Annotated in this window: 9 protein-coding genes; 7 read left to right on the forward strand and 2 right to left on the reverse strand. The window is 35.3% G+C overall.

The features are described 5' to 3' along the window. Positions 1-314 precede the first annotated feature (314 nt). The 7 genes from ACWV26_RS02575 to ACWV26_RS02605 all read left to right on the forward strand — a co-directional run bounded on the left by ACWV26_RS02575 (position 315) and on the right by ACWV26_RS02605 (position 11,490). A complete protein-coding gene (locus ACWV26_RS02575; protein WP_455896818.1) occupies positions 315-1,208 on the forward strand; it encodes a tyrosine-type recombinase/integrase in 894 nt (297 codons plus the stop codon). A gap of 6 nt (positions 1,209-1,214) precedes the next feature. Continuing rightward, positions 1,215-2,048, forward strand: coding sequence for a site-specific tyrosine recombinase/integron integrase (gene xerA / locus ACWV26_RS02580; RefSeq protein WP_455896819.1), 834 nt, complete (start codon positions 1,215-1,217; stop codon positions 2,046-2,048). 23 nt (positions 2,049-2,071) lie between these two features. Next, the gene (locus ACWV26_RS02585; RefSeq protein WP_455896820.1) at positions 2,072-2,959 is read left to right on the forward strand and encodes a tyrosine-type recombinase/integrase; all 888 of its coding nucleotides are present in this window, start codon (positions 2,072-2,074) and stop codon (positions 2,957-2,959) included. Between the two features lie 10 nt (positions 2,960-2,969). Continuing rightward, a complete protein-coding gene (locus ACWV26_RS02590) occupies positions 2,970-3,806 on the forward strand; it encodes a tyrosine-type recombinase/integrase (protein ID WP_455896821.1) in 837 nt (278 codons plus the stop codon). A 152-nt stretch (positions 3,807-3,958) separates the two neighbouring features. Further along, a complete protein-coding gene (locus ACWV26_RS02595) occupies positions 3,959-6,208 on the forward strand; it encodes a hypothetical protein (protein ID WP_455896822.1) in 2,250 nt (749 codons plus the stop codon). A 752-nt stretch (positions 6,209-6,960) separates the two neighbouring features. Beyond that, positions 6,961-7,221 carry a hypothetical protein gene (locus ACWV26_RS02600; protein WP_455896823.1) on the forward strand — a complete coding sequence of 87 codons (261 nt, stop codon included), beginning with the start codon at positions 6,961-6,963 and terminating at the stop codon, positions 7,219-7,221. Positions 7,222-7,767: 546 nt separating this feature from the next. Further along, positions 7,768-11,490: an endonuclease gene (locus ACWV26_RS02605; protein ID WP_455896824.1), complete on the forward strand. Its 3,723-nt coding sequence runs from the start codon at positions 7,768-7,770 to the stop codon at positions 11,488-11,490. Between the two features lie 375 nt (positions 11,491-11,865). Here ACWV26_RS02605 and ACWV26_RS02610 read toward each other — a convergent pair whose 3' ends face one another. Together ACWV26_RS02610 and ACWV26_RS02615 are read right to left on the reverse strand one after the other, a co-directional pair. Further along, entirely contained in the window at positions 11,866-12,918 is a 1,053-nt protein-coding gene (locus ACWV26_RS02610) for a lactonase family protein (RefSeq protein WP_455898158.1), read from the reverse strand. A 185-nt stretch (positions 12,919-13,103) separates the two neighbouring features. Beyond that, positions 13,104-14,090 (reverse strand): Gfo/Idh/MocA family protein, encoded by a 987-nt coding sequence (locus ACWV26_RS02615; RefSeq protein ID WP_455896825.1) that lies wholly within the window; start codon positions 14,088-14,090, stop codon positions 13,104-13,106. Positions 14,091-14,094: the final 4 nt, after the last annotated feature.

Here is a 14,094-nt window from a genome sequence, read left to right on the forward strand (position 1 = left end):
TTACAACAATGTCTATAATGGTAATGTTACTCTTTCAACAAAATGAAAGAGCATATAAGTTGGTCTTAATAAAGATAAACAATTAAAATTTTAAATTTGCTTAGTTTAAATTACTAATAAATATTACTGGTGACTATTATTTGGAAAACATCGATGTAGTCATGTTAATTAAATACTATAGGGTTATCGCGACCAATTGCGATAGCCCTTTTTCCCATGCTCTCGTATAAAAACAAAATATTTGGTAATAATGGTGCTATCACACCGATGTCGGAAATAACACCAAGAATAAAAAAGAAAGGAGATGAAAAAGGGTGAACCGTTCTCAGAATTATTGGCAATGCACCAATGAAGCTATTCCAATACAAGCTAAAACAATTTTAAACGAATACTTGCTAAGTTTAAAACTAGCAAATAAAGCAGAAGCAACCATTTCAAAATATTGTTCAATATTAGAGCGCTTTTTTAGTGAATGTGCTGTTCCTATCAATGATTTAACTTCAAACGACGTTCTAAAATGGTTCCAAGAATTCTCTGTCGGTAAAAAAGAAAGGACTTTGGATCTTGTGCTTTCGACGCTTTCTTCATTTTTCAAGTTTTGTATTGCTGAAGATTATTTGGAAACTATGGTCATTAAAAATCGTTGGCGACCAAAAATTCCTCATTCATTGCCAAAATACCTGAATGAGCATGAGTATGCTCGTGTCAAAATGGCTGCAGAACAATTACCTCTTCGGGATCGAGCACTAGTACTCTTTCTATTTTCCTCTGGATGTCGAAGATTTGAAGTCTCTCAATTAACCATTCAAGATGTCGATATAGATCGACGCACGGCCAAAGTTAAAGGAAAAGGGAAAAAAATAAGAAATATACACTTTTCTCAAGAATGCACAATCGTATTGAAAGAATACTTGCAGACTCGGTCAGGAAATCCAACAGAACCGCTATTCATGAACAAATTTGGCAATGCTCTTGGACAAACTGGAATTTACAAAATTACTACGAAACTTGGAAAAATGGCAGGTCTTGAGCAGACGTTACATCCACATTGTTTTCGTCATACGTTTGCCACAAACATGTTGGCAAGAGGAGCAGAAATTGAATTTATTGCGGATGAAATGGGTCATGCGGATTTGAATACGACACGAATTTATGCACGTATTCCCACTGAAGACATGATGTTAGCCTATCAAAATAAAATGGGGTAGATACCTATGAATCTTGAATCTTTGAAGTCTTTTTTTGATGATAATAGAGCTCGGTTTAGCCCAGAAACGATTCGAAGCTATAAAATAGCTCTCACACAATTTTTTTCGTTCTGTGAAAAAAATTACAATGAGATAAAGTCAACAGATATCCGTTCCTGGTTAGCTTCTATGGAGGAGCAAGGACTAAAACCGCGTACTATTCACTTAAGATTAAGTGCTATAAAATCATTTTATCAATATTGTATGGAAGAAAATAAAATAAAGAAAAATCCAACACTGACTATCCATACTCCCAAAAAGGATGATTCGCTTCCATATTATTTAAGTAAACGTCAAGTGGTCTTACTTCAAGAACAGACAAAGGAAAATCCAAGAGACCGGGCTATTGTAGAGGCTTTATATACAACAGGCGCAAGGGTAAGTGAGCTTTTGGAGATTAAACTGGAAGATATCAAATGGGAAACACGGCAGATTTGGATCCGAAAAGGTAAAGGAAATAAAGAGCGGTTTGTGCTATTTACGCATGATTGTGCAGAACGATTGAAGACGTATCTTTCTCAGCGAAAGTATAACAATGAATACTTATTTTCCAACAATCGTGGAGGACATTTAAGTCGAGTTTATGTGGAAATGAAATTCCGAGAGTATTCGCAGGCGCTAGGATTTAAAGTCAAGCCTCACACCTTGCGGCATACTTTTGCAGCACATTTGGCAGAAAAAAACATGCCACAAAGCTATATTCAGGAATTACTCGGTCATGCCAATATTAATAGCACAAGGATATACACTCGATTAATGGAGCATGCTCGGAAAAAACAATATGACCGATATCAGAGTTAAATAATAGAAGGAGATTAAGGCAAATGGACAATTACTGGGAGTTAACAAAGCAGTTATTGAATAAGGAAAACCAAGAGAAGGTTAGTGAATTTTTATTAAACCTAAAACTGTCCAATCACAGTGAGTCGACCATTAAAACATATCGACTATTTTTAGAAAAGTTTTTTATCAACCAACAAGAATCCTTTTCCTCTCTTTCCTCTGAAGCCATCATAAAATGGTATAGGGAGCATTATGAGCATGTAAAAGAATCGACATTCAAAAGATGTCTTAGCATTTTATCCTCTTTTTTTACATTTTGTGTACAAGAAGGCTATCTCGAACTTTCTCCTATCAAAAGGAGTTGGTTTCCTCGACTCCCCAAGCCTGTTCCAAAGTATTTAGATAAAGCAGATATTGCAAAAATACGCCAACAAAGTGAGAAAGGGCCCTTGCGAAATCAAGTCTTGGTTGAATTAATGCTAACATCCGGATGCCGCGTAGGAGAGGTTCACAGACTCAATTTAAAGGATGTGGATATGGAAAACCGTATAGCAACCGTTGTTGGAAAGGGAAAAAAGGTTCGCCAAGTTCATTTTAACGATAAGTGTGCCATTTTACTAGACCGCTATTTAGATACCAGAAAAGAAGTTTCATCCTCAGCTCTTTTTATTTCATTTACGACAGGCAAGCGTCTTGGCATTAGACAGATTCAAGGGATTATTGAAAAAACCGGTGAAAAAGCAGGACTAGATAAGAAATTACACCCTCATCGGTTTCGCCATACATTTGCAACAGAACTATTAGCAAAAGGGGCCGAATTAACATTTATTGGAGCGGAATTGGGGCATAGTGACATTGCGACAACACAAATTTATGCTCGACTCCCGAAAAAGGAGATTATTGCCGAATACCGAAAGTTTATGGGATAGGGGAATCAATATGGTTTATCAAGAATGTATGAAGAAATTCAAAGAAGATTATGAGTATAAGTTTGTGACAAGCACGCTTTCAGCTATTCAATGTAATGTATATCAATTTTTTGCGTACTGTAAAAAATCGATTCAGGATGTTACCTCCAGTGACATCCGTAGCTGGTTGATTCAATTACATGAAGATGGCTATGCATCTACAACAGTAAGAACAAAGTTATTTCGAATTAAGCCATTTTTTGGTTTTTGCTTAGAAGAGAAAATTATCACGCATAATCCAACGGTCTCAATAATAATTCCAGAAGAAAAACAAATAACTCCGCGGTACTTAGAAATAGACCAATTGAACCAACTGAGACAACTGGTATCAGGAAAATTACGTCAAAAAGCAGCGGTTGAATTGTTATACGCTACTGGAGTTCGCATTCGTGAATTATGTGCCATAAAGCAGGACGATATTAATTGGTCAGAACGGAGTATTCTCATTCAAAATGGAAAAGGTAAAAGAGAACGGATTGTATTGTTTACGAATGAATGTGGGAATCATCTAAAGGCATACTTACAAGAAAGAACGGATTCCCTTCCGTTTTTGTTTATAAACCGTTACGAGAATGGGCCAATTTCTCCTAGAGCCATTCAACGTTGGTTTGAAAACTATCAGAAAGAACTGGGGATTCAGATATCCCCTCATACCATGCGGCATACGTTTGCCGCACATTTAGCAATCAAAGGAATGTCGCAACTATATATCCAAGCATTATTAGGACACGAAATACCTCGACATACCGAATTGTATACCCGTTTATATAACCATGCGCGAAAGCAACAATATGATGAGTGGATGTAAGGATAGCATCCCCCTGTGGCAAGGGAAAACAGTTTCGTTTTCCCTTGCTACAGGGGGATGAGCTACTGCAGAAAATCTACATTACCCATAATCATAAATTAAAAGTAAAGCACTACAAACTCAGTAATACCAAGGGCTTGTGGTGCTTTTAATTGTGGGGAGAAGACATAGAAAGTGCGATTAACGCTAAATCTTTAAAAGTTACTTTCAACCAAGCTGCAAATGATGTAAAAGAATCTGATTTTTCTGTAGCTAAAGGTTCAGTTAAATCAAACGTTACAAGCGTTGTAATTGCAGCAGATAAAAAATCTGCAACAATCGAATTAACTTCAAAATTAACTAAAGGTGATTACACTGTATCTGTTAAAAATGGTGAATCAACTTTAACTGGTACTGTAACTGCTGCTGATGAAAAAGTTGCTGGTATCCAAGTGCTTTCTGATGTAGCTCCTTTAGCTGATGATAAAGCAACAGCAACAGCAGCACTTCAAGTAACAAACCAATATGGTGAAGATGTTACAGCTGCAAATTACAGTAACTTAGACATCACTGCTACTGGTACTTCAGTAAAAGCGGTAGCTGGCGAAACAGCTTCTGTAGATAACAAAGGCCAAATTACTATTAACTTAGATTCTACTTTAGCTAAAGCGGATGATAAAGTAGTTATTACAGCTGTTGATAAAACAACAGGTACAGTAACTAATAAAACAATCACTCTATCATCTTCAGCGGTAGCTTCAGATGTCGAAGTCGGTACTTTATACAATAAAGATGGCGAAACATTATCAGAAGATTCTACTGGTGATTTCTACCTACCAGTTACAGTGAAAGATCAATATGGTAAAGAAATTACTGATGCAGACGTTGCAAATACAGCAGTTCTTGTAACTAACACTAATGCTGCAGTAGCAACAGTACCATCATCTAATCCAATTGAGTCTACAACAATCAATGGTAAATCTGTTCTTGCAGTAAAAGTTACAAATGTAGCAGCTGGTTCAACAAACTTAGTATTTGTTGTAAAAGCAACTGGTAAAACTGCTCAAAGTACTGTAACTGTAAAAGCAGGTAAATCAATTGCTGGTATTACTCTTGGTGCTCCAACAAATGAAGTTGTAGCAGCTGGTGAAGATATTAAATTGCCATTGACTCTTACAGATAATGAAGGCAATGAAATTAAAACATTAAAAGAATACAATGCAATTAATTCTGCACGAGGTTTAAATGATTTAGATACATCAACTACAGGTTTAAGCATTCAAGAAATTAACGGTACTCTTTACCTTGTTAAAGATGCTTCTAAAGTAACAAAAGGAACTTCTAGTATTCTTGTAACTACAAAATCAGGAAAAATTGCTTCACAAGTTGTGACAGTAAAAGACGCAGCAGAAGCAACTACAATTACTGGTGTTCAAAAAGACTTCATCACAAGCTTACGTGAAAATGATACAACAGGTATTACATTCGATGCAGCAGACTTTGTTATCGAAGATCAATATGGCCGCACTATTGATACTGATTCAAGCTTATTATCTGGTGTAACAATTGAAGCAGTAGCAGCTTTAGGTGCTAACTCTCCATTTGATGTTACTACTACTCCAGGAACAGTTAAATTAACTTCAACTCCAGGTATTACTGCTACATCTGATACGATTACTTTTAACATTGATAATTCAGATGCAAAAGCTGAAGGCGCAAGTGCATATAGCAAAAAATTCACTGTTGTTAAAGATGCAGATTTAGCATCATACAGCGCAGTAGCAGTACCAACTGTAGCATTAGTAGCAGGAGATACAACTGATTATAAACTTGCTGGTGCTCCTTATACTGATGATTCAATTACTGTAAAAGCTTCAACTAAAGCAGGAGAAACAGTACTATTAGATGAAAGTGCTGGAGAATTCTCTGTAAAAGGCTTACCAACAGTAGCTGAACTTACAACAGCTGATTTCAAAGATGTAAATGGTAAAGATATCACAGAAAAAACTTACAATGCAACTGTTACAATTAATGCAACAGGTGAAAAAATCACTGTACCTGTGACTTACTCAATTGCACCATCTAAAGCTCAAAAATTAGATGTATTTACTAAAGATACTGATAAAGTAACTTCTACATTAAAAGTTGCAGATACTTCTGTAAAATACACTACTGCACAAGTATTAGATGCATTAGATTTCAAAACAACTGACCAATATAAAGTTCAATCTAGTGCATTATCTTCAGTTGATGAAGTAACATTCACAAAAGTTTCTGGAACTGTTTCATTTGAAGGTAACGGTACATCAACAGCTGCAGTTAAAACTGCATCTGCAGGTTCTGTAGTAAAAGCTACTGTAGTAGTAGATGGCCAATCAACAACTGTTGAAATTACTTTCGACGCAGCAGTTACTGCTGAATAATTTCTACCTGTAAAATCCCTTATTGATTTGAACGGTTAAAGAAAATCCTAATCTTTAAAGAGATTAGGATTTTCTGCTTTTATCTAACGATATAAATATTTAGTGCCAGTCACCGAATTTATTAATTAAATCCATCCCCTTACCTTATTGGGCGAACGGATTAAAAGACTCCTATCTTCTTCGGAAGATGGGAGTCTTTTTGTTTCATAGAGTAATGAATTTTTAAAATATATGTTATCTTGAATCACAATCTCTCGTGTATGTGTGAATGTGGGCTTATTTGTTTGAATAGTATCCTCAACCGCTTCGTTGAATCCATAAAAGAAGACCCCCGCCATGCAACCAACAAAACCGGGAGGTCTTCTAAACACAAGAAATAAAACTTAGAGGCAACTGACCACGTTGGGTAGTTACTAAGCAAGATGTTAGCGCATTTTATATTATATGCTATATAAAACAGATATATTCTAAAAATAAATTAAAATGAGCCACTATATATCCTAAACAATAGTAGCAATTTCTATTAGTTCAACATAATTTTGGATCAATTGAACCAACTAAGGCAACATATAACAGGAAAATTACGACAAAGAGCAGTTGTTGAATTGTTATATGCTACTGGAGGGCTGATATAAAATCGATAAAAATGAAACAATTTGATGATTATGCTCCTTAATATTTTTGTAGTAAAATTCTGTGTATAGACAAGGTTTGTCGGTATTAACAAATATTTGCTTAAAGAAAGGATAATTATGTCTAAATTCTCAACTGCATTTAATGAATACTTTTATGCTTGGGGCGATAATGACCCTAAAAAAGAAGTTTGGAGATACGGGAAATATGTATCATTAAAACAATTGCATGGATATGACGATTATGTATATTACAGACCACGTAGGCAAATGGCAGGAAGTGTAATCATTTTGGGTGGTTTAGCGAGTGGATATTGTCTATATAAAGGTGGCACTTACCTCAAAGCCAAGTATGATAAAAGAAAGACAGAAAATCTCTAGCCTATTTTGACTAGAGATTTTCTTTATACTATTTTCTGAAAGATTAAACACTATCGTTTGTATGACCTTGTATATAATCATACATTGGAAGCAATAGTTGTGGCTGCGAGGTTGTTTTGTAATGCTGTTTTGTAAAAGATTGTTGTTTTTAGTTAAAAATTTGGCTATGTAAAAAATAACGTTGAGTTTAAACTAACGACAGCATTAGTGAAAGAGGAACTAAATGATTTTTGGACAGAGGTCATATTTTTATTATTCCATTAAAGGGCGCTATTATTGAAGATCATAAGGATGAAGAAAAAGTCTACTCATCAGGACTGATAATGGGGAAAATAACATACATATGTAAATTAATACATCTTTAAATAATGTTAATGATACTTAATATTACTTAAACAAGGTTTTAATAATTTAATGTTTTACTAGTATAAGAGGAAAAATTATCTATTAAAGGAATATTACCTATAGATAGAGAAATTGATTTTGTGTTAATTGCATTAAGAAGAAGCAACAACAAATTCGAAATGAAGGAAGGGACTAATTAAAATGAGTAAAAGAAAATGGAAAAAGCCTGTAAATGCATTTTTATCGACACTTTTAGCAGCAAGTATCGTAACGCCAACTATTCCAACTTATGCAGAAACAGGACATGCTGCAGAATTGCTGATCTCTGAGTACATTGAGGGGAGTAGCTACAATAAAGCAATTGAACTTTATAATGGGACTGGATCTGCCATTGACTTAAGTCAGTATAAATTGGAGTTATATGCAAACGGAGCTACTTCAGCAAGTCAAGCTTTAACACTTTCAGGAACCCTTAATGCTGGAGAAATTTATGTAATTTATAATAATAGCGCGAATAGCGAGATAAAGAGTAAGGGGAATTTGGCTAATTCTATTGTTATTAATTTTAACGGGGATGATCCTGTCGTATTGAAAAAAGGAAATACTGTCATTGATTCAGTTGGACAAGTTGGTCAAACAGCAAAAACCTTGGAAAATGTAACATTAGTCCGAAAAGCCAACATTACATCAGGCGATACAATTATTAATGATGCATTTAATCCATCTAATGAGTGGAATCAATTTCCGATAGATGATGCAACTGACCTCGGCAAACATACAATGGATGGTTCATCTGTAGAAGAACCAGGAAACCCAGATGATCCAGGTCCAGCACAAGGAATTCAAATTCATGATATTCAAGGAGAATCGCATCAATCACCTGAACAAGGTGAGACAGTTTCAAGGGTAGAAGGAATTGTCACTTATGTATATAAAATAGGAAACAGCAACTATTTCCATATGCAAACACCTGATGATAAAAAAGACAACAATCCAAACACTTCAGAAGGTATTGTTGTTTATACTGGAAACACTGCAGCTAACGTTAAAATTGGTGATCTTGTAAGTGTTGATGGAAAAGTAGATGAATACCAAATTGATGGATATACTGACACGAAAAGAGACACAGATTTATCTGTCACAGAAATTAATGCTCGTAACGACCAAGGTGGTAAAGTGGCCGTTGTAAAGAGCAATGTCACACTTCCAGCACCAGTAGTAATTAATAGCGATAATTTGCCATCTAAAGTAATTGATAACGATGGGTTTAGTAAATTTGATCCTGAAGAAGATGCAATCGATTTCTGGGAATCTCTTGAAGGTATGAGAGTGGAAGTAGGCAATGTGAAAGCTGTAGCACCACAGGAACATGGCGATCTGATTACCGTTCTAGAAAACAGAAAAACGGATACTATTCATGGTGGGGTCCTACTTACAGCAGATAATGCAAATGCAGATAAAATTCAATTTAAACTTTATGATAATACGCAAGCTCGAGATTTTAAGGTAGCAACTGGTGATAAATTTGTTGGCCCGATTACTGGTGTAGTCAATTATGGCTTCCAAAATTATAAAATCTATGCTGATTATGATGAGATGAAAGCAAAGCATGTTGAAGGAAATACAGTTCCCGAAACAACCACAATCCAAAAGGAAGATGACAAATTAACTGTTGCTTCTTATAACTTAGAAAACTTCTCCAATAATACGAAAGAAACAACGGATGATAAAGCACGCAAATTAGCTCGCGCATTTGCAACTGATATGCAAAGCCCGGATATTATTGGTGTGACAGAAGTTCAGGATAATAATGGTTCTACTGCAGGAGGAACTGCTGCAGATCAAAGTTATCAACGCTTAATTTCTGAAATTGAAAAAGCTGGTGGCGTTAAATATAATTACGTCAATATTGACCCTGAGAACAATGCAGACGGTGGTGCACCGAATGCGAATATCCGTGTAGGATTCCTATATAATCCAGAACGTGTACAATTAACAAAAGACATTCCAGGTGGAGATGCTACAACGGCTGTAGATTATGAAAATGGGAAACTAACACTTAACCCGGGTCGAATTGATCCAACAAATAGTGCATTCAACAATAGCCGTAAACCACTCGCTGCACAATTTGATTTTAATGGCGAAAGTGTTGTAGTTATTGCAAACCACTGGAACTCTAAATCAGGTGATACACCATTATTTGGTTCAACACAACCACCTCAATTGGAAAGTGAAGTACAACGTCATAAAATTGCAAATGTAGTAAATGGCTTTGTAGAGAAAATTAAAGCGGATAACCCAAATGCCAATATTGTCTCTGTCGGTGACTATAACGATTTCCAATTCACTGATTCGTTGAAAATCCTTGAAGGAAAAAATATGACGAACATGATTAATAAAGTACCTGAAGCGGATCGCTATACGTACCTTTTCCAAGGGAATTCGCAAGTGTTGGATCATATTTTAGTATCGAACAATCTTGCTGATTCAACCAAAATTGATATTCTCCATATTAATGCTGATTTTACGGACATGGCTGGCCGTGCAAGTGACCATGATCCAGTAATGGTACAACTTGATTTATCTGATAATATTGTTGCTGAAAAAACATACAACATAACAAACATCAAAGAGAAAGAACTAACTTTTTCTGAGCCAAGCATTTCTGTGAACTTTGAAAGTGGCAAGATTACAAAAGGAATTACCATTACAAGTTCTAAATACGCTGAGCTAAAAGGGGCAGGATTCACGAGCAAAGGCTTTAATGGCTCAACCGTGACGATTAAACCAGAAGAAGCTGGTGCCATTATCGACTTCACAGGTCTTCCACTAAAAAAGGTCACAATTGATGGACCGAATGTGAAAGAAATTAGAGGCGCTGAAAATATCAAAAAAATCAAATATAAGAATGGAGCAAATCCAGAAAGCATTTTGTTTAAAGATTCAAAAGGTGAAGGAAATACGACACCTCCAACAACTGAAGAAAACCAAGCTCCATTAGCAATAAAAGCGTTTGAGAATAAAACTGTGGCGGTAGGCGAAAATGTAAATTTTTCTTTAACAGATTATTTTCATGATCCGGATAACGATGAACTAACATTTAGTTCTACATTAGGAACAATTAATGGTGCAACGCTGAATTTAAACAGTTTATCAATTGGCACACATACTGTGAAAGTTACAGCTACAGATGGTAAGGAATCTATCACTTCTAGTTTTACTGTAACTGTTACTGCTAAAGATACTACGGATGAATATTATAGCGATGCTATTGGGAAAAAGGGTCAAGCGTTAAAAGCTGCATTACATGATGCCATCGATAATAATCGTGTGCTTTCTTACAGTGAAGTGTGGGATGCATTAAAAATAACAGATGAAGATCCAAATAATCCGAATAATGTCATCCTCCTTTATACTGGGGAATCTCGTCCAAAGACTAAAGCCGGTGGCAATGTAGGAGACTGGAATAGAGAGCATACTTGGGCTAAGTCACATGGTGATTTTGGTACAAGTAATGGCCCGGGTACAGATATTCATAACCTACGTCCAAGTGACGTACAAGTTAACAGTTCAAGAGGAAATTTAGATTTTGATAATGGTGGCAGTGCGGTAAACAATTGTTCTGAGTGTAAAAGAGATTCTGATTCATGGGAGCCACCAAATGATGTAAAAGGTGATATCGCTAGAATACTATTTTATATGGCAACACGTTATGAAAAAGATGACAGAGTTGACTTAGAATTAAATGATCAAGTTAACAATGGATCAAATCCTTTCCACGGAAAGCTTTCTGTTTTACTACAATGGAATGAACAGGATCCAGTAAGTGAGTGGGAAAAACAACGAAACGAAAAAATATTCAATATTCAAGGAAATCGCAATCCATTTATCGACCATCCTGAATGGGTGGAAGAGATTTGGTAAGACATTAGTGGGTTCTAAGGTAAATCTAAGAATGGATGAAAAAAGTCTTATCATTATTAGTACATTAACCATCCTAAGAAGAAAAAGCAAAGAGCATGTTTTGTAAAAGATTTTTAATAGTTTACACCAATAAGAGGATATTACGGTCAATAAAAGAACATATTATCCTCTTACTTTTTTACATAATTAAATAATAGATATACAAGTTAGAAATAATATTGCATTTGGTGACTCTTAGTTCAACTCATACAAAAAAGGATATTGGATACTAAATTCGCTATATACCATCATTGATATGATAATATTTAATTAAGATATATACAAAAAAGAGAGGAAAACTCCTCTCTTTTCTTTTTGGCCGATCATGGACTTTCTTTAAGATTGACTTATAAATTTTATACAAACTGGATGGGGAATAGTAAGATTTGACTTAAGTAAAGTAAGCTTTCCTGTTTCTTTGTTTCGTCTATAAATAACCAGATTACTGGATTGCTGGTTCGATCCAATTAAATAATCTTCAGTTGGGTCTAAGGAAAAGTCCCGTGGCCAATCACCTCCTGAGGATATTGTTTCAACAGGAGCCAATAAATTGGTTTCTACATCAACGCTAAAAACGGCAACACTATTATGCCCTCGGTTACCAGCATAAATAAATCGGCCATCTGAAGAAATATGAATAAAGCTACCTTGATTATTTTCTGTAAAATCTGCCGGAATTGTAGAAATATATTGCTCTTCTGTAAATGTACCATTCTCAGTTTGATATCTTAATACAATAACTTCAGAACTGTACTCTGTCATGATATATGCATAGCGGCCATTAGGATGAAATACTAGATGTCTAGGACCGCTGCCAGCTTTTAATGTCAAATGCGTTATTTCTTGTAAAGCATTATTAACAATTTCATAAGTATATAAGTGGTCAATTCCCAAATCAACTACTACTACATATTTTTCATCAGGTGTGAAACATGCATAGTGAGTATGTGGAACTTGTTCAGGAGTTGCTCCTTGGTGCACAATGACAGAAGGATTAGCGTTAATCGTCCCCGTTTCTTTATTTAGGGTATACGCACTAATTGTCCCTTTATGGTAATTTGTTACTAGTAGGTAGCGTTGTTCACTATCTACAAAAAGGTGGCAGGGCTGAGGTCCTTCCGATAATTGCCTGTTTAGCTCTTGAAGCTTGCCTGTCGAACTATCGAGTGAGAAAGAAGCCACTCCACCCATGGTGCCTTCTTGTATAATGCTATATAAAAAACGTTTATTTTTTGAAATTGTTAAATAGGTAGGATTATCAATTTTAGCGGCAACTTGTAAATTTTCGATTTTGCTTGCGGCAATATCTAATTGAAAGGAATATATTCCCTCGCTGTTTCCTTTTGTATAAGTACCGATAAAGCCAATAAATTTATCCTGATTCATTATAATGTTCTCCTTTTTATTAGCTATCCTCAATCATGCTAGTATTATCATACCTTAAAGAAATGGATACTTTAGATCACTTAAAGTTTGAAATTGCTGTTAGAAGGTTGAGGGATATTACTTAATCAATCTTTATTCCAAATCTACACTAATTAGGTTGAAGTTTTATGACTTTCACAACATACTTGTTATTTTTGATCACTTAGATATACAAGTTCAATTTCATCTCGCACTTTATCTACTATTTGCAAGGTCGTATATGAATTTTTGTATGAATTAATAACAGACTCTGTTTTTCCATGTTGAATTAACTCAACAAACTCTTTCACTTCATAATACATAGGTGGGTGAGATTGTTCTATTGACAAAGGTTCTATTGTTCCATCATTGTAGTGGATTTCTACCTTTTCAGGCGTATGGATTTTATCAATAATGATACTTCCCTTTTCACCTTGAATTTCACTTGGTAAATAGGAGTTCGTAATTTTTGAATACATGATGATGGCATCTTTATCGTCATATCTTAAGAGTATACTTCCTTCACCATCTACACCTGACTCAAGCATCATACCGGTTGCCTTGACTTCGTTTGGTTCACCAAATAATACAATAAGTGGATATAGACAATAAACGCCAAGATCCATTAAAGAACCGTTTGAAAACTTGGGATTGAAGGCATTAAGGATTATCCCTTCCTTATATTTATCGTAACGGGATGAATATTGACAGTAACTTGAAAAGTATCTCCGAATGGGGCCGATTTTATTTAAGTGATCTTGAATGATCTTAAAGTTCGGAAGCAGTGTCGATTTCATGGCTTCCATTAATAAGACATGATGATCTTTTGCTGCTTGAATCATTTTTTTGGCTTCGGTAGCATTCGCAGCCATTGGTTTTTCACATAAAACATGTTTGCCGTTTTGTAAAAATAGAATCGCTTGTTCGGCGTGAAATGAATTGGGAGACGCAATATAAACGGCGTCTATTTCATCACTAGCAGCCATTTCATTTAAATCTGTATACCATTTTGATACATTATATTGGTTTGCAAATTCTTCAGCCCTTTCCAGTGTGCGAGAATAAACTGCAGTAAGTTTAAATCCCTGTACCATTCTAGCTGCCTCAATTAATCTACTTGTTATCCAATTAGTACCAATTACTCCGAATCGGACCATTTAT

The sequence above is a fragment of the Rummeliibacillus sp. JY-2-4R genome, assembly GCF_053847205.1.